A 21,318-nucleotide genomic window follows, 5' to 3' on the forward strand; every position below is an offset into this window, starting at 1 on the left:
AAGGAAGGGAGAATGAAAGATATGAAAGAGCAAGTATTACAAGTAACAAAAGGTGACTTCGTAGGATCAGCAAGTGGAGCGGTAGTATTAACAGCATTAATCGTATTTTTATCAAGTGTATTAGTATAATAGAAGTTTTAAATCAAACAAAAAAGGAAGGAGAATGAGGGATATGAACAGTGAACAAGTGTTTCAAGTAACAAAAACAGATTTATTAGGATCCTTAGGTGGAGCGGTAATATTAACATCAGTTATTCTATTCCTTGCAAATGTATTAGTATGAGATATATAAATACAATCATTCAAAAAAAATAAAGACTCTAACGTATTAGTAAGTAGTTAATATGTTGGAGTCTTTTTTATATTCTTCTTATATCCCCTCAAGTATTAAAGTTACCTCATTATCCAGCATGCATGGCTAATTAAACGTTGCGGTTGAAACTTGATTCAACGAATAATCAAAAATCCACTGAATAAAATCCCGCTTTATTTCAAAGAGAAAAAAGTCGAATTTTATATGTAAGAAAAAAAGAGGAATTTGACAGAAAAGATAGAAAATTTTAAAGGTCAGAATTTGTTAGCTTGCTAACTAATTTCTATTAATTAACGTTGGAAGCGTTTTCGGTTGGTTTTAAGTATGGACCATTTAATCTATTTACAGGGGGATGAAGATATTATGAAACAAAAATCTATGGATACGCTAGCTGCACAAATGGAGGACTTTTTTCCAGTACGTGATGTAGATCATTTGGAATTTTACGTAGGGAATGCAAAGCAATCGAGTTATTATCTTGCGAGAGCGTTCGGATTCAAAATTGTGGCTTACTCTGGATTAGAAACTGGAAACCGTGAAAAGGTATCTTATGTTCTTGTGCAAAAAAATATGCGTTTCGTTGTGTCTGGAGCTTTAAGTAGTGAAAATCGTATTGCAGAGTTTGTAAAGACTCATGGTGATGGCGTGAAGGATGTGGCACTACTTGTTGATGATGTTGATAAAGCATACTCAGAAGCAGTGAAACGTGGTGCCGTCGCAATTGCTCCACCGCAGGAATTAACAGATGAGGACGGTACATTGAAAAAAGCAGTTATTGGTACGTATGGTGATACAATTCATACGCTTGTAGAGCGTAAAAATTATAAAGGGGCATTTATGCCAGGATTCCAAAAGGTAGAATTTAATATTCCATTTGAAGAGTCTGGTTTAATTGCTGTTGATCATGTAGTTGGTAATGTTGAAAAAATGGAAGAGTGGGTTAGTTATTACGAGAATGTTATGGGCTTTAAACAAATGATTCATTTTGATGATGACGATATTAGTACAGAGTATTCGGCGTTAATGTCGAAAGTTATGACGAATGGAAGTCGTATTAAGTTTCCTATTAACGAACCAGCAGATGGAAAGAGAAAGTCACAAATTCAAGAGTATCTAGAATTCTATAATGGAGCTGGTGTACAACATCTTGCTTTATTAACAAGTGATATTGTTAAAACAGTTGAAGCGCTTCGTGCAAATGGGGTGGAGTTTTTAGATACACCTGATACTTATTATGATGAGTTAACTGCACGAGTTGGAAAAATCGATGAAGAAATTGATAAGTTAAAAGAATTAAAGATTTTAGTAGATCGTGATGATGAAGGTTACTTACTACAAATCTTTACGAAACCAATTGTAGATCGCCCGACTTTATTTATTGAAATCATTCAACGTAAAGGTTCTCGTGGATTTGGTGAAGGAAACTTTAAAGCGTTATTCGAATCAATTGAAAGAGAACAAGAGCGTCGCGGAAACTTATAAGATTTGTATCCACCAGCAAAAGTCCCTTTGCTGGTGGAAATTTCATTTTTATAAGGAGGAATCAGGATGAAATTTGTTACATTTCGTCTTCCTTCAAAAGAACTACGGGCTGGATGGCTTGAAGGTGACAAAGTAATAGATATGAATCTTGCTAGTGAAGGGAAAATCCCTTCTTCTATGATTGCTTTTTTAGAGAAAGCAGATGAGTATGTAGAGGTAGTGCGGAATATTAAGAATCCAAATAAGGGTATATATGCTTTAGAAGAAGTACAATTGACAGCTGCTCTTCCTAATCCGAGTAGTATTCGAGATTTTTACGCATTTGAACAACATGTAAAAACAGCTCGCGGACGAAGAGGATTAGATGTTGTGCCTGAATGGTATGATATTCCGGTTTTTTATTTTACTAATCATCGTGCTGTAATTGGTTCCAGTGATTTTGTAATTGGTCCGAAAAAGTCTAAAAAGCTTGATTATGAGTTGGAGATTGCTTGCGTAATAGGAAGAGAAGGGCGAAATATTTCTCGTGAGCAAGCAGAGGAATATATTTTTGGTTATTGTATTATGAACGACTGGAGTGCGAGAGACTTACAAGCAACAGAAATGAAAGTAGGTCTCGGTCCAGCGAAAGGAAAAGACTTTGCAACTTCTTTAGGAGCACATCTTGTTACGAAAGAGGAATTAGACGTTTATCGTAATGGTGATAGATATAATTTAGAAATGACTGCTCATGTAAATGGAAAACTATTATCAAAAGGAAACTTCCAAGATATTTACTATACATTTGCTGAAATGATTGAACGTGCTTCAGAGGACGTTACGTTATATCCAGGAGATGTGATTGGTTCTGGGACAGTAGGAACAGGATGTATTTTAGAACTGGGTACAGAAGAGTGGCTACAAGATGGAGATGTTGTAGAACTGTCGATTACTGGTTTAGGTACACTACGTAATACGATCAAAAAAGAAAAGGAAGCGGGTGATGGGCATGTTTTATCGTCACATGGGAGAACTACCTCATAAACGACATGTACAATTTCGTAAAAAAGATGGATCGCTTTATCGTGAACAGGTAATGGGAACAAAAGGTTTTTCTGGTACGCAGTCTATTTTGTATCATCATTATATGCCCACAGAAGTAGGTCATTCTGCATTATCGCATTCTTGTCAGTTGCAGTATGAAGAGGATGTTGCTCTTTCTCATCGCCACTTTCGAACGAAAGAAAGTAAAAAAAGTGGTGATGCAATAAGTGGACGGAATTTCATACTTGGAAATGAAGATTTATTAATTGGAGTAGTGAGTCCAACAGAAAAAATGGATTATTTCTATCGTAATGGTGATGGCGACGAAATGTTATTTGTTCATTATGGAACAGGGAAAATTGAAACGATGTTTGGAACGATTCACTATAGAAAAGGCGACTATGTAACGATTCCAATTGGAACGATTTATCGTGTTATTCCAGATGAAGGAGAGACTAAGTTTCTTGTTGTAGAGGCGAATAGCCAAATTACAACGCCGCGTCGTTATCGAAATGAATACGGACAATTGTTAGAGCATAGTCCGTTTTGTGAAAGAGATCTTCGTGGTCCAGAAAAATTAGAGACATATGATGAAAAAGGCGAGTTTGTCGTAATGACAAAATCAAGAGGCTATATGCATAAACATGTTTTAGGACACCACCCGTTAGATGTTGTGGGATGGGATGGCTATTTATATCCGTGGGTATTTAATGTAGAGGATTTTGAACCAATTACAGGGCGCATTCATCAGCCACCGCCAGTACATCAAACATTTGAAGGACATAATTTTGTTATTTGCTCTTTCGTACCACGTTTATACGATTATCATCCAGAGTCCATTCCGGCACCATATTATCATAGTAATGTTAATAGTGATGAAGTTCTTTACTATGTAGAAGGATACTTTATGAGTTGCAAAGGTGTGGAAGAAGGTTCTATTACACTTCATCCGAGCGGGATTCCCCATGGACCGCATCCGGGGAAAACAGAGGCAAGTATAGGGAAGAAAGAGACGCTTGAATTAGCTGTTATGATAGACACATTCCGTCCGCTTCGTATTGTAAAACAAGCACATGTAACAGAAGATGAAAAGTATATGTATAGCTGGATTGAACAAGGTTCATATACTGTGAAATAAGTAAAAAAGGCATGCTCTCAATAAGGGGGCATGCCTTTTTCACGGAATCGACATGTATAATAATACCAAAAAAATAATGGGAAGATATATAGAAAGAATAATAAGGATTGTGCATATTCAGAAGAATTTCTACTTGTTTCGACAAAAGTATTGACTAGGAAAAGCGTAATGAGTAAAATAAAAAAGCGAATTAAAAATTTTCAGAAAATTTAAAACTTGGAGGAGTGAAAGATGAAGCAAATTTTTCAAAAGAAGCCAATTGCAAAGTTAATGCAAGAAAGTAAGCAAAAAACGTTAGCAAGAACATTGGGCGCGCTAGATTTAACTATGCTTGGAATCGGAGCAATTGTTGGAACTGGTATTTTTGTTCTAACGGGTGTTGTGGCAGCGAAACATTCTGGGCCAGCTATTATATTATCATTTGCGATTGCCGCTCTAGCTTGTGCCTTTGCTGCATTTTGTTATGCTGAATTTGCTTCTTCAGTTCCTGTCTCGGGCAGTGTGTATACGTATACATACGCGACGATGGGAGAAGTATTCGCATTTTTAATTGGCTGGGACTTAATGCTGGAATATTTACTTGCTACATCTGCTGTAGCGAACGGTTGGTCTGCATATTTTCAATCTTTATTAAACGGGTTTGGAATTCATATTCCGACTATTCTCTCCTCGGCTCCTGGTACAGGTAAGGGTGGAATAATTGATCTACCTGCAGTTCTAATTATTTTAGTGATGACAGTTCTTTTATCTAGGGGTGTTCGTGAAAGTGCACGAGTAAATAACATTATGGTATTTATTAAAATAGCAGTTGTTCTTATTTTTATCTTTGCTGGTTTTAATTATGTGAAACCTGAAAACTGGACGCCTTTTATGCCATTTGGTTTAAATGGTGTAATGGCTGGAGCGGCTACAGTATTCTTCGCATTTATAGGATTTGATGCAGTTTCAACAGCGGCAGAAGAAGTGAAACGTCCGCAACGTGATTTACCAATTGGGATTATTGCATCGTTATTAATTTGTACAGTTCTTTATATCGTTGTTTCGCTTATTTTGACAGGAATTGTTCCATACGGACAGCTAAATATATCAGATCCAGTTGCTTTTGCACTTCAATTTATTGGACAAGATGGTTTAGCGGGGGTAATTTCAGTAGGAGCAATTACAGGAATTACAACAGTAATGCTAGTTATGATGTATGGACAAGTTCGTGTTTCTTATGCGATGAGTCGAGATGGTTTACTACCGAAGCGTCTTGCTAAAGTTCATCCGAAATTTAAAACGCCATTTTTAAATACATGGACAACGGGAATTATTGCGGCACTGATTTCAGGATTAATAGATTTAAATGTTTTAGCACATCTTGTAAATATGGGGACATTGTCAGCATTTGCACTCGTAGCTGTTGCGGTAATCGTAATGAGAAGAACACATCCAGACTTACCAAGGGCATTTAAGGCTCCGCTTGTACCATTTTTACCAGCATTAACAGTGATCTTCTGTTTATACTTAATGCTTCAATTATCAGGGACAGCATGGATTAGTTTTGGGATATGGATGGTTATTGGTATAGCGGTTTACTTTTTATATAGCCGAAAACATAGTGCTTTAAATAATAGTAAAAAAGAAGAAGATGTTGCAAATTTATAAGCGAAAAAATCCATTCTAATTCTGTTAGAATGGATTTTTTTATTTGAAAATTTACATTTTTTTGAACTTATTATAAGATAATTGTTGGCTAACTAAAGGGGTGAAATGATGAAAAATACGTGGCGTGAGTTAAGGGAGATGGACCGTAACGTATGGATTCGATTTATTGGAGAGACGTTAAATGGAATTGCAATGATGATGTTAATGCCTTTTTTTGCATTATATTTAAAAGATAAGGTAGATTCGTTGTTGGAAGTTGGGGTTATTATGGCGCTTTCTCCAATTGCTGCAAGTTTTGGATCACTTATAGGAGGGAGAATTGCTGACATATATGGAAGAAAGCCTATTATGATATTTTCTATGGCAAGTAATGCATTATTAATGCTCGGTTTTCTATTTATAGAAGGATTTATTCCATATGCAATTTTATCTATTTTTTTAGGGTTGAGTAATTCTTTATTTCATCCAGCTGCATCAGCTATGGTCGCGGATGTAACGGCACCAGAAAAAAGAACAGAGGCATATGGTTTATTACGAATGGGACACAATATAGGTGCTGCGATTGGTCCGATAATGGGAGCATCAGTAGTTGTGTTGTCAAAGAACCTTGTGTTTATTATTGCCTCTTCTACAATGCTATTTTATGCGTTACTTGTATTACTTCTTATTCAAGAGACGATGCCAAAAAGGACAGATAAGGAAGAACATAAAGAAAAGGAAGCTGGGACAGTTTGGAAAATTGTAATGCGAGATAAGGTATTAATGATTTACTTATTAGCAGGCATTATCATTTCGATGGGGTTTTCTCAAACCGAAGGCATGTTGCCACTACATTTTGATAATGAAATGAAGCATATTTTTGGAACGAATAATCCATATCCATATTTAATGGCGTTAAACGGACTATTAGTTGTTTTATTCCAGTTTCAAATTTCAAAATGGGCTACGGATAAACCGGTCGGGAAGACGATGTTATATGGTGCATGTTTATTCGGGATTGGATTATTTTTTATAGGGTGGTTACCGAAGTGGTTTGGAGAATTTAATACAAATGCTACAATTATTTTAATAACACTACTGTTCGTTTATGCTTTATATACGTTAGGTGAAATGATTATGTCGCCTGTACAGATGACATTTGTAGCAAATTTGGCCCCTGAGCATTTGAGAGGGACTTATATGGGAGCTGCAAGTTTGCAGTGGATTACAGGAAGCGCATTTGGTCCACTTTTGGGCGGTTTTTTATTAGATCGATTACTTGGTCACTTTCTATTTACAATTTTAGCTGTAGGATGTGTAGTTGCAGGTATTGTATATGTTTCTTTAGATCGCCTTGTTGAGCAAAGGCAAAAAGACACACTAACCAAACAATCTTCTTAGTGAATAGATGACATACACAAAAAAGGGGATTTCTACATATTTTAGGTACATAACTAGATTAGATTGCCATTTTATTTTGTGTAGCTATATAGAAAATGAAATGAAAAACCAATAAGTGATGTTATTTAATTATTTATGGAAGTTACATTTTATTTCAAATAGGAACTACCTATTTTTATAAAAAGTGCTAAAATAGAAAAATGAAAACAATTGGTTAGGGTGATTTCATTGACGAAAATTAAATTAGGTTTATTATATGGTGGAAAATCAGCTGAGCATCAAGTTTCGCTACAGACGGCTCTTGCTGCTATTAAAGCGTTAAATCAAGATAAATTCGAGATTCATCCAATTTATATTACAGAACAAGGTCAATGGGTACGTGGTGAGCGTATTGAAGGCGAAGTAACAGATGTTGAAGCTTTAAAAATGAGCGGTGCAGAAAATGCGATTTCTCCGTTATCATTAAGTACAGAAATTATCCCATCTGCAGCTTCTGAGGAGAACGCTATTGACGTTATTTTCCCATTACTACATGGACCAAACGGTGAAGATGGAACGGTTCAAGGACTATTAGAATTAATGAATATCCCTTATGTAGGAAATGGTGTTCTAGCATCATCTGCTGGTATGGATAAAGTTGTTATGAAAAACATCTTTGCAGAGGCTGGTTTAAAACAAGCAAAATATGCATCCTTCATTCGTAGTGCATGGGAAAAAAATCGTGAGGAAGCTTATTCTAAAGTAGAAGATAAGTTAGGATATCCTTGCTTCGTAAAACCAGCGAACCTTGGTTCAAGTGTTGGTATTAATAAGTGTAAAAATCGTGAAGAACTTGAGGATGCATTTGTAGAGGCATTCCAATTTGATCGCAAAATTATTGTAGAAGAAAATATTGTAGGTCGTGAAGTAGAAGTTGGGGTACTAGGTAATGATGAGCCGAAATGTTCAGTTGTAGGTGAAATCGTTCCGAAAAAGGACTTCTATGATTATAAGTCGAAATATATCGATGGTGATACGGCGCTAATTATTCCAGCTGAAATGACAGAAGAAGAATCTAATGTAATTAAGCGTGATGCGATTATTGCATTCCAATCATTAGACGGTGCAGGTTTAACGCGAGCTGATTTCTTCTTAACGAAAGATGGAGAAGTGTATATTAACGAAGTAAACACAATGCCAGGATTTACACCGTTCAGTATGTTCCCTCTATTATGGCAACATACTGGGTTACCGTATCCAGAATTAATCGAAGAGCTAATTCGTTTAGCGATTGAACGTCACGAAGAAAAACAAAAAATTAAATATACAATCTAACAAAAAAGGAGGAAGCACTATTCATAGGAATAGTGCTTCCTCTATGTAAGGAGCGTTTATATATGATAAAGCGAATGTTAAAGCAAGTGGAACAGATGGTAAATGGTACTGAATTAGCAGAGCAATATGAGGGAATTACTATTCAAGGCGTGTCTATTGATACGAGAAAAATTGAAAAAGGAAACTTGTATGTTCCGATTCAAGGGGAGCGCTTCGATGGACATGCTTTTGTAGATAAAGCTGTTGAAAATGGAGCTGTGGCTACATTATGGATGAAAGATGTAGCGAATCCACCTGAGAATCTTCCGGTTATTTTTGTAGAAGACACGCTATCGGCATTGCAAATGTTAGCGAAAAACTATCGCGATCAATTGGATGTTAAAGTTGTAGGTGTAACGGGTAGTAACGGTAAAACATCTACGAAAGATATTGTAACAAGTCTTCTTGCGACTAAATTCAAAGTGCAAAAAACAGAAGGGAACTTCAATAACCATATCGGATTACCTCTTACCATTTTAAACTTAGAAGAAAATACAGAAGTAGCAGTATTAGAGATGGGTATGTCAAGCCGAGGCGAAATTGAATTCTTATCTAAGTTAGCTCGTCCTAATGCAGCTATCATTACAAATATTGGTGAGGCACATTTAATGGATTTAGGATCTCGTGAGGCAATTGCTGAAGCGAAATTAGAAATTGTTACAGGATTACAAGAAGGTGGCGTGTTCGTATATAACGGAGATGAGCCTTTATTAACGAATCGTGTTCCTGGAATGAATTTAGCAGCAGAAACGGTTACGTTTGGTGATGCAAGAGCAAACGATTATTATCCCACGACTGTAACATTACAAGCAACTGGGACACATTTCAAAATGAATAGAGATGAAAATATTTCATTCTACTTACCGGTGTTAGGAAAACATAATGTGTATAATACACTTGCTTCAATGGCAATTGCGAAACATTTTGGTGTAACGTGGGAAGAGATGAAAGAAGGTTTAGTAACACTTCAAATGACGGGCATGCGTATGGAAATTGTGAAAACAAATAGTGGTTTAACAATTATCAACGATGCTTATAATGCAAGCCCGACGGCTATGGAAGCAGCATTCCATTTAATGAATGGTTTAGATGGTTTTGCTAAAAAAATCGTTGTGCTCGGTGATATGTTAGAACTTGGAGATCAAGAAGTACAGTTCCATTATGAGGTAGGAAAATTAATCGATCCAGCAAAAATCTCACATGTATTCACATACGGTAGATTAGGGGCTCAAATTGCTGAAGGAGCAAAAATTAATTTCCCTAATGAACGTGTAAAGGCGTATGATAATAAAGAAGAGTTAGTAAAAGATTTACAAGCAGTAGTCGATGTGAAAGATGTTGTATTAATAAAAGCATCTCGCGGTATGAAATTAGAAGAAGTAATTACGATGTTGAAATAATTGGTGTATATAAATAGGGATGATAGTTACGAAAATAGAAGAAACTTATAATAAGCGCTTACAGTAAATATAAAAAAATAAAAGTGAAGAAAAAAACTCTGAATATGAAAATAAGGTAACAGTTGGGTTTGCTTTTTACACATACAAAACTTATAATTGATAAAGTGTAATAACGTTTAGAAGTATTTTCGTGAAGAATATACGCCCGTTTATATACGTGAGCATTCAGGAAAAGGGCTTTTCCGCAAATTCGGAAAACGCCTTTTTTTAAATGATAAGTATAGGATAGAAAAGGAGAAGTAACATTGACATACATTTCGAGAATTAGGATTAAGTGATTCTTTACTGCAATCTGTTGAAAGTATGGGCTTTGAAGAGGCTACACCAATTCAAGCTGAAACAATTCCACATGCATTGCAAGGTAAAGATATTATTGGGCAAGCGCAAACAGGTACAGGGAAAACAGCAGCATTCGGATTACCACTATTAGATAAAGTGGATACACATAAAGAATCGGTTCAAGGTATTGTTATCGCGCCAACGCGTGAATTAGCAATTCAAGTTGGAGAAGAATTATACAAAATTGGTAAGCATAAACGCGTTCGTATTTTACCGATTTATGGTGGTCAAGATATTAACCGCCAAATTCGTGCTCTAAAAAAACACCCACACATTATTGTTGGTACGCCGGGTCGTATTTTAGATCATATTAACCGTAAAACACTTCGTCTGCAAAACGTAGAGACAGTTGTTCTTGACGAAGCGGATGAAATGTTAAACATGGGCTTCATTGAAGACATTGAAGCAATTTTAACAGATGTGCCAGAAACACATCAAACATTACTATTCTCAGCGACAATGCCGGATCCAATCCGCCGTATTGCTGAGCGTTTCATGACTGAGCCTCAACACATTAAAGTAAAAGCAAAAGAAGTAACAATGCCAAACATTCAGCAGTTCTATTTAGAAGTGCAAGAAAAGAAAAAGTTTGACGTGTTAACACGCTTATTAGATATTCAATCTCCAGAGCTTGCAATCGTATTTGGTCGTACAAAGCGTCGTGTTGATGAATTATCAGAAGCATTAAACTTACGTGGTTATGCTGCAGAAGGTATTCACGGTGATTTAACTCAGGCGAAACGTATGTCTGTATTACGTAAATTTAAAGAAGGTTCTATTGAAGTTCTTGTTGCAACAGACGTTGCTGCGCGTGGTCTTGATATTTCAGGCGTAACGCACGTATATAACTTCGATATTCCACAAGATCCAGAATCATACGTTCACCGTATCGGTCGTACTGGTCGTGCAGGTAAAAAAGGTATTGCAATGCTATTTGTAACACCACGTGAATCAGGACAATTAAAAAATATCGAGCGTACAACAAAACGTAAAATGGACCGTATGGATGCACCGACACTTGACGAGGCATTAGAAGGTCAACAACGTTTAATCGCTGAAAAGCTTCAAAGCACAATTGAAAATGAAAACTTAGCATACTACAAGCGTATTGCAGAAGAAATGTTAGAAGAAAATGACTCTGTAACAGTAGTAGCTGCTGCTTTAAAAATGATGACTAAAGAGCCGGATACAACTCCGATCGCTTTAACATCAGAACCACCTGTTGTTTCAAGAGGCGGCGGTTCTAAAAAACGCGGCGGTAACGGAGGCGGATACCGTGATGGTAACCGTAATCGTAGTCGTGATGGACGCGGCGGTGGCGATGGACGTAATCGTGACCGTAACCGTGATGGACGTAATCGTGACGGAAACCGTGATCGCAATCGTGATGGTAACCGCGATCGTAATCGTGATGGTGGTAGTCGTGGTCGTAGAGGTGAAGGCCAAGGTCGCCCTGGTTCTTCAAATGGACGCGGCGAAAGAAAACATCATAGCCGTCCACAAGCTTAATAAAAAAAAGAGAATGCCCTTTGCGGGCATTCTCTTTTTTTATTTCTATAATTGTGCATACTACATAATAGTTATGATAGAAAAGGGGCTGTTATATGCTTGTAAGGCTTGGTTACGTTGCGATGAGTGTGCATTTGAAGAATGCATCTCCATCTCAAACGATGACGTATGCACAGTTTCAGAAATTAGATGATCGTGATGCTGCAATTCGTAAGCTTGAAAGAATTGCTAATTCCAATTTAGAAAATTGTTTACGTTTATTAAAGCATAATAAAGGGCATGACATATCTTTCTTTCGGCTCAGTTCAAAGCTCATTCCTTTAGCGAATCATGAGGAATTGCTAGAGTGGAACTATATTCGTCCGTTAAAAGAAAATTTAAAAAAACTAGGTGAATATGCAGTTCATATGAATATGAGAATTGATTTCCATCCAGATCATTTTGTTGTACTAAATTCACCTGAAGAGAGTGTTTTTAAACAATCTGTAAAAACATTGCAGATGCACAAAAAATTATTAAAAGGTATGGGGATTGAACATAAGCAACGATGTGTACTGCATGTTGGAGGAGGATATAAAGATAAAGAACTTGCATTAGAGCGCTTTATAGAGAATTGGTCGAATGTCCCAAGGGGTATTCAAGAAATGATTATATTAGAAAATGATGATACAACCTTTACGTTAGAGGAAACATTATATTTAGGAGAAAAATTAGATATTCCCGTCGTATTTGACTTGCATCACCATATGATGAATAATGAGCAAGAAGATTGGTATGAAGATTGGGCACGTGTTGTTCATACGTGGGAAACGTCTTTGTTGCCGATTAAAATGCATATCTCTAGCCCTAGAGAGGGAAAAGATCCAAGAGCTCATGCAGATTATATTAATGTAGACGCATTTTTATCTTTTTTAAGAAGGATAAAGGGAAGTGTTCCGCAAATTGATTGTATGATTGAGGCGAAGATGAAGGATGAGTCTTTATTTCAATTAATGAGAGATTTAAGTGAACAAGTAGATGTAGAAATTATCGATGGTGCAAGCTTTTATATTAAATAAGCTTTGCACCATCGTTTTTTTTTGTTAAAAAAGGGGTTAAAATGCCACCGGTTATTAAACCTGTTAAATGACTGATCGGATTGGCAGAAGGGTTAAAGAAAGTAAATAGCAGTAATAGAAGTATCATAATTGAGAAAATGGCAATTTCTTTTGGTTTTGAAGAGCGGTATCGATTGTACAATAAAAATAACTGTGCACCTAATAGTCCGAAAATACCACCTGATGCACCTGCGTGAATATATTCAAGCGGCATAATAATATAAGAAGAAATATTTCCAGAAATTCCAGAGAGAAAAAATAGAATAAAAAAAGAAAAGTGTCCGAGTTGCTTTTCGATAGAAGAACCAAGAGCAAACAAAAAAATACTATTAGAAAGAAAATGTTGTAAGTCTACGTGTACGAGAAGAGAAGTTATGACACGCCACCATTCTCCTTTCGCGATATATTCATTAGAGGCTGCCAGTGGTAAGAGAAAAAAGTCGCCTAATATCATCATGACTAAATGAATAAGCAGTAAGGTAAGAATAGTCGGTTGTAAAGAAATATGAGTGGATCTTATTAGCATACGGTTACTATCACCCCTTTTGCATCAGAAAGATTCTCTGTTATTCTTATCAATATGAAAGAAGAAAGTTAAATAGAAGAAGGGGATTTTGAAATGATTATAGGGATTGGTATCGATATTATTGAATTAAATCGTATTGAAAAAATGCTAGATGGAAAGCTTAAATTTATGGAACGTATTTTAACGGAAAATGAACGTAATGTTGCTATGGAGCTGAAAGGAAGTCGCCTTACAGAGTTTGTAGCTGGAAGGTTTGCAGCGAAAGAGGCGTATTCAAAAGCTGTAGGTACTGGTATCGGAAAAGAAGTGAGTTTTTTAGATATTGAAGTGAAAAATGATGAAAGAGGTAAGCCAATTCTGATTACAAGTACAGAGTATATTGTTCATTTATCAATTAGTCATAGTAAGGAATTTGCTGTTGCTCAAGTTGTTTTAGAAAGCTTGTCACGCTAGTCTGCATATTTTATATCTTTGTCTCATATATTTGAGGTAGCGATAAGGAAGGTACATCTTCCATTCATTTATAGGGGCAAAGGGGCTGAATTGATGAAAAGGCGTCTGTTTTTAGTTCTTGTCGGTTTGTTGACCGTTTTTGTGTTGGCGGGTTGTATGGAAAAGAAGCAAGATGATGTCGTGAGAGATTTAGAATCAAAAGTAAAAGGGATGAAAAGTTATCAAGCTGAGGCAAAATTATCTATTAAAACAGGCAATGAGCCTCAAGAGTATAACGTAGAGATTTGGCATAAGGAACCGTCTTTTTATCGTGTGAATTTAAAAAATGCAAAAAAAGATCAGAGCCTAATTATTTTGAGAAATGAAGAAGGTGTATTTGTATTAACGCCAGCACTTAATAAGAGCTTCCGTTTTCAAAGTGATTGGCCGCAAAATAGTAGCCAGGCTTATTTATATGAATCACTTGTAAGAGATATTTTGCAGGACAAGAAAAACCTTACTTTTGAGAAAACAGATAAGTATTATATTTTTAAAACAAAAACAAACTATCAACATCAAAATATGTTGCCGAGACAAGAGATTACATTGAATAAGAGCGACTTGACTCCAGTTTCAGTGAAGTTAATGGATAATGATCAAAATGTTCTTGTGAAAGTAGATTTCTCTAAAGTGAAATTCGATGCGAAATTTGATAAAGGTGCATTTGATACGAAACAAAATATGTCTAGAGCGCAGGTAGATGTTCAAACAACAGCGAAAGAAGACAAACCGTTTGCTATTTTGTATCCACTTGATACACCACAAGGTATGACTCTGCAAGATGAAAAAGAGTTGAAGACAGACAGTGGCAAGCGTGCGATACTCACATACACTGGAAATAAGAAATCCTTTACTTTAATACAAGAAAAGGCAAAAGTTGCAGAGGCATCATCAGCGGTAAGTGTAAGTGGAGAACCAGTTGATCTTGGATTTACGATTGGTGCATTAACGAAAGACTCTGTAACGTGGTCGCATAACGGAGTAGAATATATGCTCGTGTCTAAAGGTTTAGAGCCGAAGGAGCTGTTAATGGTTGCTCGTTCAGTTACAGCGAAGCAGGTGAAGTAAACTTCTTAGACGTGGTGATATATGTGCACCACGTCTTTTCTTAGTTTGAAGGTGGATTTCATAAAAGAAGCATATAAAAGAATAAGCTTCGCATATCGTGTATAAGGAAGTGTATTTATGGAAGAAGCACCATTTTACCGTGACACTTGGGTGGAAGTGGATTTAGATGCCATTTATAACAACGTTACACATATTAAAGAGTTCATCCCAAGTAATGTAGAGATTTTTGCTGTAGTTAAAGCAAACGCATATGGGCACGATTATGTACCGGTGGCTAAAACGGCATTAGAAGCAGGTGCAACAAGGTTAGCTGTTGCTTTTTTAGATGAAGCTTTAGTGCTTCGGAGGGCTGGTATTACTGAGCCGATTTTAGTGTTAGGTCCCTCGCCGCCGCGTGATGTAAATGTAGCTGCTGAAAATGATGTAGCGCTAACGGTTTTTCAAAAAGAATGGGTGGACGAAGCAATTAAACTTTGGGATGGTTCATCTGTAATGAAATTCCATATTAACTTTGATAGTGGTATGGGGAGAATTGGAATACGTGAAAGAAAAGAGCTAAAAGAATTTTTAAAGAGTTTAGAGGGTGCACCGTTTTTAGAGTTAGAAGGAGTATACACGCATTTTGCAACGGCAGATGAAGTTGAGACTTCGTATTTTGATAAGCAATATAACACGTTCTTAGAGCAGTTAAGTTGGTTGAAAGAATTCGGAGTGGATCCTAAGTTTGTTCATACAGCTAATAGTGCTGCGACGTTACGTTTTCAAGGGATTACATTTAATGCAGTGCGAATTGGGATTGCAATGTATGGATTATCTCCTTCTGTAGAAATACGTCCTTTTTTACCATTTGAATTAGAACCGGCGCTATCACTTCATACGAAAGTCGCTCATATTAAACAGGTAATTAAAGGTGATGGAATTAGTTATAACGTCACCTACCGAACGAAAACTGAAGAATGGATTGCGACTGTAGCGATTGGCTATGCAGATGGGTGGCTTAGGAGGTTACAAGGATTTGAAGTGCTTATAAATGGTAAAAGGGTACCGATTGTAGGGCGAGTAACAATGGATCAGTTCATGATTCATCTTCCTTGTGAAGTGCCACTTGGTACGAAAGTTACGCTTATTGGAAGGCAAGGAGATGAGTATATTAGCGCTACAGAGGTTGCGGAATACTCAGGGACTATTAATTATGAAATTATTGCAACGATCAGTTTCCGTGTGCCGAGAATATTTATACGGAATGGTAAGGTTGTAGAGATAATTAATTACTTGAACAATATATAGAAGGTAGTATGATTGCTTCTTGTCATTGGAGTGACTGTTCATTGCTGGATAATAAGCTCTTTTTGATGAGAAGCTTTTTACTTATAATCATTTTTTATATAAGTTGCACGTAAGTTTTGAAGAGGAGTTCTATTGTTTTTAGTTAGTTATGAGATAAAAAATTTAAGAAGATGAATGTTTTGTTTGTGAATTGGAAAACATAAGCAAGGAATAAGGAAGTCTTTGCAACAGGCTCCATACAATGGTATTATTACAATAGGTGTCATATATATATTTGGGTGTGTAGTTGACGGTGGAGGTGTATTTTTGTGTCCGAATCAAGTGTAACTACTGAAATCGTGGTTCGGTTGCCAAAGCAAATGGTAACGGAATTGGACGGAATTGGAAAACAAGAGAATAAGAATCGCCATGAACTAATTTGCCAGGCAACACAATTGTTATTGCGTCAACATAAGACGAAGAAACGCTACCAACATGAATCAATGCGACGTGGGTACATTGAAATGGGAAAAATTAATCTTGGTATTGCATCTGAAGCTTTCTTAGCAGAGTATGAAGCAGCTCATACAGTAGAACGCTTAGTTAGCGGGGGGTAATATTTTGATTGTAAAACGCGGCGACGTGTATTTTGCAGACCTTTCCCCAGTTGTTGGTTCTGAGCAAGGAGGCGTTCGTCCGGTTCTTGTCATTCAAAATGACATCGGAAATCGTTTTAGTCCAACGGTGATTGTAGCGGCTATTACTGCACAGATTCAAAAAGCGAAATTACCCACTCATGTGGAAATTGATGCGAAAAAGTACGGTTTTGAGAGAGATTCTGTTATTTTACTTGAGCAGATTCGAACAATCGATAAGCAGCGCTTAACGGACAAAATCACTCACTTAGATGAAGTGATGATGATTCGTGTAGATGAAGCGCTACAAATTAGTTTAGGACTAATAGATTTTTAAATCGGCAGTTTAAGTTGCTCTCTTTGAAGGGCAACTTTTTTTATTATAGAGGAGGTTACGGTTGTATATGGAAATGGTAGATAATCGACAAGCGTTAATGAAAATGTTAGTGAAAGAATTAGGCTTTACCGAAAAGCAAGTTCGTCATGTTATTCAATTAACAGAAGAAGGTAACACAGTTCCATTTATTGCTCGTTACCGAAAAGAATGGACAGGCTCTTTAGATGAGGTGCAAATTCGTACGATTTTAGAGAGATGGCAATATATGATGCAACTTGAAGATAGGAAGGAAGAAGTTCTTCGTCTTATTGATGAGAAGGGGAAACTGACAGAAGAGCTACGACAGCAAATTGTTAAAGCTACAAAGTTGCAAGAAGTAGAAGATCTATATCGTCCATATAAAGAGAAAAGAAGAACGAAAGCGACAGTTGCTAAAGAAAAAGGATTAGAACCATTAGCTGAATGGTTATTGTCATATAAGAAAGAAGATCCGGCTAAAAAGGCAGTGGAATTTATTAATGTAGAGAAAGAAGTGCAATCTGCAGAAGAAGCTTTACAAGGTGCACAAGACATTATTGCAGAAATGGTTTCAGATGAAGCTGCGTATCGTAGTTGGATTCGAAATGTTACTTTTAGAAAAGGTGTTATGTCTTCTTCCGTGAAAGATGAAGAAAAAGATGAAAAGAATATATATGAAATGTATTACAGTTATGAAGAACCATTGCAAAAAGTAGTACCACATCGTGTATTAGCAATGAATCGTGGCGAGAAAGAAGATATATTGAGAGTTGCTGTTGTTCCACCAGTAGATGAGATAGTAACCTTCTTAAATAAGAAAGTAATTCGTGATAACGATTCGAAAAGTGCACATTATGTACAATTAGCGATTGAAGATGGTTATAAACGATTAATTCAATCTTCAATCGAAAGAGAGATTCGTAAAGAATTAACAGAAACAGCTGAAGAACAAGCAATACATATTTTTTCTGAGAACTTACGTAACTTATTATTACAACCTCCGATGAAAGGGAAAGTCGTGCTAGCGGTAGATCCGGCATATAGAACTGGTTGTAAATTGTCTGTAGTAGATGATACGGGGAAAGTACTACATATCGATGTTATTTATCCGCATCCACCTGTTCGTAAATATGATGATGCAAAAACGAAAGTTCTTTCTATTATAGATAAATATCAAGTTGAAATGATTGCAATTGGTAATGGGACAGCATCTAGAGAAACAGAAGAGTTTATAGTAGATGTATTACAAAGCGTGAACCGAGATGTCTTTTATATTATTGTAAATGAAGCGGGTGCTAGTGTATATTCAGCTTCTGATTTAGCCCGTGAGGAATTCCCAAATTTACAAGTTGAAGAGAGAAGTGCCGTTTCTATTGGGAGACGTCTGCAAGATCCACTTGCTGAACTTGTGAAAATTGATCCTAAATCAGTTGGGGTTGGACAATACCAACATGATGTATCTCAAAAGAGACTGAATGAGTCATTAACATTTGTAGTAGAAACAGCTGTTAACCAAGTTGGGGTTAATGTAAATACGGCTTCGGTTGCATTGTTACAATATGTTTCAGGTTTATCGAAAACTGTTGCGAAAAATATTGTAGCAAAGAGAGAAGAAGATGGGAAATTCACGAAGCGCACGGAATTAAAGAAAATCCCACGTTTAGGTGCAAAGACTTATGAACAATGTATAGGTTTCTTACGTATACTAGAAGGAGCGAATCCATTAGATCGAACAGGTATTCATCCAGAGCAATATAAAAATGTTGAATTGTTATTGAAGAGTCTAGGGTTATCGATAGATGACGTAGGACAACCGCAATTACAAAAGAGATTGGAAGAAGTAGAGATTTCTAAGTTATCTCAAGAAACAGGAGTTGGGGAGCCGACGTTAGTTGATATTATAGATGCGCTTATTAGTCCTGAACGAGATATGAGGGATGAGTTGCCTAAACCACTTTTGAAAAAAGGGATTTTGAAATTAGAAGATTTAAAACGTGGTATGGAACTAGAAGGAACAGTTCGTAACGTTGTTGATTTTGGTGCTTTTGTTGATGTTGGTGTAAAGCAAGATGGTTTAGTACATATTTCTAAACTTAGCAAACAGTTTGTAAAGCATCCGTTAGATGTTGTATCAGTAGGGCAAATTGTAAAAGTATGGGTAGATGATATTGATACAAAAAAAGGACGCGTTGCACTATCTATGTTGCCGATTGAATAGTAAGAGAAGAGAGCAGATGAAACTGCTCTTTTTTTATGAAATAAAAAGTGTAATGGATTATGAGCTTTGATGTATTTTGCTATAATAAAACCAGCATTCATTTAATAACTTAATTTGATACCGGTTTTTTTCGAAATATGCACGTTGCATTTGTTTTTTTAGCCACGTAGGCATAGGAATCCCTCCTTGTTTAATCCTGCTCTCAAAAATCTAAAATGCTATTGATGAGAGGTTGGTGAGTGGATTTCTATTCATGTTTTGTTTTTAGAAACCACGCTTCTTACATGAGGATGGGTATATGTACTATTTAATATATGTATAAGAAGGGAGAAAAGTGTAAAAATATTTTTTTGTTTAGGAGGAATGAGAGTGGATGAGCAAGAAATTCAGCGACTAGTGGAAGAAGTGTCACTACAATACTTTGAGATGCCGTTCTTACATAAAGCGGTGTTTAATAATAGATTACGTACAACTGGTGGGCGTTATTTATTGAAGAGTCATAATATCGAACTGAATTATCGATATTACGAATTGTATGGTGAAGAAGAGTTAGTCGGGATTATTAAACATGAGCTTTGTCATTATCACTTACATATTGCAGGAAGAGGGTATAAGCACGGGGACAGGGATTTTCGTGAGTTGTTAAAGAAAGTTGATGCACCACGTTTTTGTAAACGAATGATTAATGAAGAGAAGGAAAAAAAGATTTATAAGTATGAATGTATGGAGTGTTCACTTCAATATGTAAGAAGGCGTCAAATAAATATAAAAAGATATGTCTGTGGAAAGTGTAAAGGGAAACTCAAACCGATATCGAAAACATCTTGACAGTAAAAACGCAATCCAGTATATTATAAACATGTCACGTTTGAACAAGATGTTGTTAAAAACTTCTTGACTTACAGAGAGAATTTTTATAAGATACAAATTGTCTTCATTATTCCGCAGTAGCTCAGTGGTAGAGCTATCGGCTGTTAACCGATCGGTCGTAGGTTCGAGTCCTACCTGCGGAGCCATACAGAGAAGTACCCAAGTGGCTCAAGGGGCTCCCCTGCTAAGGGAGTAGATCGCTAACGCGGTGCGAGGGTTCGAATCCCTTCTTCTCTGCCATACATATTGGCCCGTTGGTCAAGTGGTTAAGACACCGCCCTTTCACGGCGGTAACACGGGTTCGAATCCCGTACGGGTCACCACTTCGGAGGATTAGCTCAGCTGGGAGAGCACCTGCCTTACAAGCAGGGGGTCGGCGGTTCGATCCCGTCATCCTCCACCATATAATTTTATATGAATAGTATTGTCGCGGGGTGGAGCAGCACGGTAGCTCGTCGGGCTCATAACCCGAAGGTCGCAGGTTCAAATCCTGTCCCCGCAACCAAATGGTCCCGTGGTGTAGTGGTTAACATGCCTGCCTGTCACGCAGGAGATCGCCGGTTCGACCCCGGTCGGGACCGCCATTTTAACTTCTGCTATATAGCAGTTGTTTTTTATTGGACATTATGTTACAATAACATTTGTCTTTGAAAAGAAGATAATTATTTCGATGGGCTATAGCCAAGCGGTAAGGCAACGGACTTTGACTCCGTCATGCGCTGGTTCGAATCCAGCTAGCCCAGCCATTTACGAGCCATTAGCTCAGTTGGTAGAGCATCTGACTTTTAATCAGAGGGTCGAAGGTTCGAGTCCTTCATGGCTCACTTTTGTTTTTTCCGCGCGGTCGTGGCGGAACGGCAGACGCGCTAGGTTGAGGGCCTAGTGGGGGAAACCCCGTGGAGGTTCAAGTCCTCTCGGCCGCATCAAAAAAATCTTAAAAAAGTGCTTGCATTTGAAAATGTAGTATGATAAGATAATTGAGTCGCCAAATTACAACGACGAAAAAACATCATGAATAAGCGCCCGTAGCTCAATTGGATAGAGCGTTTGACTACGGATCAAGAGGTTAGGGGTTCGACTCCTCTCGGGCGCGCCAATTACGGGAAGTGGCTCAGCTTGGTAGAGCACCTGGTTTGGGACCAGGGGG

The 21,318-nt window shown here is 37.0% G+C and carries 20 protein-coding genes and 11 tRNA genes (1 of these 31 cut by a window edge); 29 read left to right on the forward strand and 2 right to left on the reverse strand.

The window, feature by feature from the left end:
- Positions 1 to 12: 12 nt before the first annotated feature.
- The 11 genes from BC_RS01280 (at position 13) to uvsE (ending at position 12,702) form a co-directional block, all read left to right on the forward strand.
- On the forward strand, positions 13 to 129 hold the full coding sequence (locus BC_RS01280) for a DUF3948 family protein (protein WP_000654250.1): 117 nt from the start codon (positions 13 to 15) through the stop codon (positions 127 to 129).
- Positions 130 to 172: 43 nt separating this feature from the next.
- The gene (locus tag BC_RS01285) at positions 173 to 283 is read left to right on the forward strand and encodes a DUF3948 family protein (protein WP_001083692.1); all 111 of its coding nucleotides are present in this window, start codon (positions 173 to 175) and stop codon (positions 281 to 283) included.
- A 393-nt stretch (positions 284 to 676) separates the two neighbouring features.
- Positions 677 to 1,795 carry a 4-hydroxyphenylpyruvate dioxygenase gene (gene hppD / locus BC_RS01290; protein ID WP_000810922.1) on the forward strand — a complete coding sequence of 373 codons (1,119 nt, stop codon included), beginning with the start codon at positions 677 to 679 and terminating at the stop codon, positions 1,793 to 1,795.
- 66 nt (positions 1,796 to 1,861) lie between these two features.
- Positions 1,862 to 2,818: a fumarylacetoacetate hydrolase family protein gene (locus BC_RS01295; RefSeq protein WP_000674004.1), complete on the forward strand. Its 957-nt coding sequence runs from the start codon at positions 1,862 to 1,864 to the stop codon at positions 2,816 to 2,818.
- Positions 2,784 to 3,956: a homogentisate 1,2-dioxygenase gene (locus tag BC_RS01300; protein ID WP_011109785.1), complete on the forward strand. Its 1,173-nt coding sequence runs from the start codon at positions 2,784 to 2,786 to the stop codon at positions 3,954 to 3,956. The genes BC_RS01295 and BC_RS01300 overlap by 35 nt, the downstream gene beginning before the upstream one ends.
- Positions 3,957 to 4,187: 231 nt before the next feature.
- Positions 4,188 to 5,603, forward strand: coding sequence for an amino acid permease (locus BC_RS01305; RefSeq protein ID WP_000809373.1), 1,416 nt, complete (start codon positions 4,188 to 4,190; stop codon positions 5,601 to 5,603).
- A gap of 108 nt (positions 5,604 to 5,711) precedes the next feature.
- A complete protein-coding gene (locus BC_RS01310) occupies positions 5,712 to 6,983 on the forward strand; it encodes an MDR family MFS transporter (RefSeq protein ID WP_000799718.1) in 1,272 nt (423 codons plus the stop codon).
- A gap of 228 nt (positions 6,984 to 7,211) precedes the next feature.
- The gene (locus BC_RS01315; protein ID WP_000161427.1) at positions 7,212 to 8,297 is read left to right on the forward strand and encodes a D-alanine--D-alanine ligase; all 1,086 of its coding nucleotides are present in this window, start codon (positions 7,212 to 7,214) and stop codon (positions 8,295 to 8,297) included.
- 62 nt (positions 8,298 to 8,359) lie between these two features.
- On the forward strand, positions 8,360 to 9,736 hold the full coding sequence (gene murF, locus BC_RS01320; RefSeq protein WP_000595957.1) for a UDP-N-acetylmuramoyl-tripeptide--D-alanyl-D-alanine ligase: 1,377 nt from the start codon (positions 8,360 to 8,362) through the stop codon (positions 9,734 to 9,736).
- Positions 9,737 to 10,099: 363 nt separating this feature from the next.
- Positions 10,100 to 11,644, forward strand: coding sequence for a DEAD/DEAH box helicase (locus BC_RS01325; RefSeq protein ID WP_000505235.1), 1,545 nt, complete (start codon positions 10,100 to 10,102; stop codon positions 11,642 to 11,644).
- 95 nt (positions 11,645 to 11,739) lie between these two features.
- A complete protein-coding gene (uvsE, locus tag BC_RS01330) occupies positions 11,740 to 12,702 on the forward strand; it encodes a UV DNA damage repair endonuclease UvsE (protein WP_000961166.1) in 963 nt (320 codons plus the stop codon).
- On the opposite strand, the gene BC_RS01335 is transcribed toward uvsE, so the two are convergent.
- On the reverse strand, positions 12,695 to 13,267 hold the full coding sequence (locus BC_RS01335; protein WP_000908523.1) for a rhomboid family intramembrane serine protease: 573 nt from the start codon (positions 13,265 to 13,267) through the stop codon (positions 12,695 to 12,697). The two genes, uvsE and BC_RS01335, sit on opposite strands and share 8 nt — an antisense overlap.
- 93 nt (positions 13,268 to 13,360) lie before the next feature.
- Here BC_RS01335 and acpS point away from each other — a divergent pair, with 93 nt between their 5' ends.
- The 6 genes from acpS to BC_RS01365 all read left to right on the forward strand — a co-directional run bounded on the left by acpS (position 13,361) and on the right by BC_RS01365 (position 19,301).
- Positions 13,361 to 13,720 carry a holo-ACP synthase gene (acpS, locus tag BC_RS01340; RefSeq protein ID WP_000583416.1) on the forward strand — a complete coding sequence of 120 codons (360 nt, stop codon included), beginning with the start codon at positions 13,361 to 13,363 and terminating at the stop codon, positions 13,718 to 13,720.
- A gap of 156 nt (positions 13,721 to 13,876) precedes the next feature.
- Positions 13,877 to 14,827 carry a LolA family protein gene (locus BC_RS01345; protein WP_164928341.1) on the forward strand — a complete coding sequence of 317 codons (951 nt, stop codon included), beginning with the start codon at positions 13,877 to 13,879 and terminating at the stop codon, positions 14,825 to 14,827.
- A gap of 117 nt (positions 14,828 to 14,944) precedes the next feature.
- Positions 14,945 to 16,114, forward strand: coding sequence for an alanine racemase (alr, locus tag BC_RS01350; RefSeq protein WP_000390615.1), 1,170 nt, complete (start codon positions 14,945 to 14,947; stop codon positions 16,112 to 16,114).
- 308 nt (positions 16,115 to 16,422) lie between these two features.
- A complete protein-coding gene (locus tag BC_RS01355; protein ID WP_000004570.1) occupies positions 16,423 to 16,710 on the forward strand; it encodes an antitoxin EndoAI in 288 nt (95 codons plus the stop codon).
- Between the two features lie 4 nt (positions 16,711 to 16,714).
- Positions 16,715 to 17,065, forward strand: a complete 351-nt coding sequence (ndoA, locus tag BC_RS01360; RefSeq protein ID WP_000635963.1) for a type II toxin-antitoxin system endoribonuclease NdoA — start codon at positions 16,715 to 16,717, stop codon at positions 17,063 to 17,065.
- Positions 17,066 to 17,132: 67 nt separating this feature from the next.
- Positions 17,133 to 19,301 carry a Tex family protein gene (locus BC_RS01365; protein ID WP_000426247.1) on the forward strand — a complete coding sequence of 723 codons (2,169 nt, stop codon included), beginning with the start codon at positions 17,133 to 17,135 and terminating at the stop codon, positions 19,299 to 19,301.
- 57 nt (positions 19,302 to 19,358) lie between these two features.
- Here the strand turns inward: BC_RS01365 and cmpA are convergent, their stop codons facing one another.
- Positions 19,359 to 19,475 carry a cortex morphogenetic protein CmpA gene (cmpA, locus tag BC_RS01370; RefSeq protein ID WP_001143642.1) on the reverse strand — a complete coding sequence of 39 codons (117 nt, stop codon included), beginning with the start codon at positions 19,473 to 19,475 and terminating at the stop codon, positions 19,359 to 19,361.
- 195 nt (positions 19,476 to 19,670) lie between these two features.
- Between cmpA and BC_RS01375 the strand changes: the two genes are divergently transcribed.
- From BC_RS01375 to BC_RS01430, 12 genes are all read left to right on the forward strand, one after another.
- The gene (locus BC_RS01375; protein ID WP_000344231.1) at positions 19,671 to 20,129 is read left to right on the forward strand and encodes a SprT family protein; all 459 of its coding nucleotides are present in this window, start codon (positions 19,671 to 19,673) and stop codon (positions 20,127 to 20,129) included.
- A gap of 113 nt (positions 20,130 to 20,242) precedes the next feature.
- Positions 20,243 to 20,317 (forward strand) — tRNA-Asn (locus BC_RS01380).
- Positions 20,318 to 20,320: 3 nt separating this feature from the next.
- Positions 20,321 to 20,411, forward strand: a tRNA-Ser gene (locus tag BC_RS01385).
- A gap of 8 nt (positions 20,412 to 20,419) precedes the next feature.
- A tRNA-Glu gene (locus BC_RS01390) sits at positions 20,420 to 20,494 on the forward strand.
- 4 nt (positions 20,495 to 20,498) lie between these two features.
- Positions 20,499 to 20,574: transfer RNA gene (locus BC_RS01395), tRNA-Val, on the forward strand.
- A gap of 25 nt (positions 20,575 to 20,599) precedes the next feature.
- Positions 20,600 to 20,676: transfer RNA gene (locus tag BC_RS01400), tRNA-Met, on the forward strand.
- A 3-nt stretch (positions 20,677 to 20,679) separates the two neighbouring features.
- Positions 20,680 to 20,755: transfer RNA gene (locus BC_RS01405), tRNA-Asp, on the forward strand.
- Between the two features lie 87 nt (positions 20,756 to 20,842).
- Positions 20,843 to 20,917: transfer RNA gene (locus tag BC_RS01410), tRNA-Gln, on the forward strand.
- A 5-nt stretch (positions 20,918 to 20,922) separates the two neighbouring features.
- Positions 20,923 to 20,995, forward strand: a tRNA-Lys gene (locus BC_RS01415).
- A gap of 16 nt (positions 20,996 to 21,011) precedes the next feature.
- Positions 21,012 to 21,094, forward strand: a tRNA-Leu gene (locus BC_RS01420).
- A 96-nt stretch (positions 21,095 to 21,190) separates the two neighbouring features.
- Positions 21,191 to 21,267 (forward strand) — tRNA-Arg (locus BC_RS01425).
- A gap of 4 nt (positions 21,268 to 21,271) precedes the next feature.
- Positions 21,272 to 21,318, forward strand: a tRNA-Pro gene (locus BC_RS01430) (it continues 30 nt past the right edge of the window).

It is taken from the genome of Bacillus cereus ATCC 14579, assembly GCF_000007825.1.
In the GTDB taxonomy this organism is placed as follows: Bacteria; Bacillota; Bacilli; order Bacillales; family Bacillaceae_G; genus Bacillus_A; species Bacillus_A cereus.

Excerpts from the sequence above, each read along its gene's own strand:
- BC_RS01280 (WP_000654250.1), top strand. The coding sequence starts at position 13 with ATGAAAGATATGAAAGAGCAAGTATTACAAGTAACAAAAGGTGACTTC.
- BC_RS01285 (WP_001083692.1), top strand. The coding sequence starts at position 173 with ATGAACAGTGAACAAGTGTTTCAAGTAACAAAAACAGATTTATTAGGA.
- hppD (WP_000810922.1), top strand. The coding sequence starts at position 677 with ATGAAACAAAAATCTATGGATACGCTAGCTGCACAAATGGAGGACTTT.
- BC_RS01295 (WP_000674004.1), top strand. The coding sequence starts at position 1,862 with ATGAAATTTGTTACATTTCGTCTTCCTTCAAAAGAACTACGGGCTGGA.
- BC_RS01300 (WP_011109785.1), top strand. The coding sequence starts at position 2,784 with ATGTTTTATCGTCACATGGGAGAACTACCTCATAAACGACATGTACAA.
- BC_RS01305 (WP_000809373.1), top strand. The coding sequence starts at position 4,188 with ATGAAGCAAATTTTTCAAAAGAAGCCAATTGCAAAGTTAATGCAAGAA.
- BC_RS01310 (WP_000799718.1), top strand. The coding sequence starts at position 5,712 with ATGAAAAATACGTGGCGTGAGTTAAGGGAGATGGACCGTAACGTATGG.
- murF (WP_000595957.1), top strand. The coding sequence starts at position 8,360 with ATGATAAAGCGAATGTTAAAGCAAGTGGAACAGATGGTAAATGGTACT.
- BC_RS01325 (WP_000505235.1), top strand. The coding sequence starts at position 10,100 with ATGGGCTTTGAAGAGGCTACACCAATTCAAGCTGAAACAATTCCACAT.
- uvsE (WP_000961166.1), top strand. The coding sequence starts at position 11,740 with ATGCTTGTAAGGCTTGGTTACGTTGCGATGAGTGTGCATTTGAAGAAT.
- BC_RS01335 (WP_000908523.1), bottom strand. The coding sequence starts at position 13,267 with ATGCTAATAAGATCCACTCATATTTCTTTACAACCGACTATTCTTACC.
- acpS (WP_000583416.1), top strand. The coding sequence starts at position 13,361 with ATGATTATAGGGATTGGTATCGATATTATTGAATTAAATCGTATTGAA.
- BC_RS01345 (WP_164928341.1), top strand. The coding sequence starts at position 13,877 with ATGGAAAAGAAGCAAGATGATGTCGTGAGAGATTTAGAATCAAAAGTA.
- alr (WP_000390615.1), top strand. The coding sequence starts at position 14,945 with ATGGAAGAAGCACCATTTTACCGTGACACTTGGGTGGAAGTGGATTTA.
- BC_RS01365 (WP_000426247.1), top strand. The coding sequence starts at position 17,133 with ATGGAAATGGTAGATAATCGACAAGCGTTAATGAAAATGTTAGTGAAA.
- cmpA (WP_001143642.1), bottom strand. The coding sequence starts at position 19,475 with ATGCCTACGTGGCTAAAAAAACAAATGCAACGTGCATATTTCGAAAAA.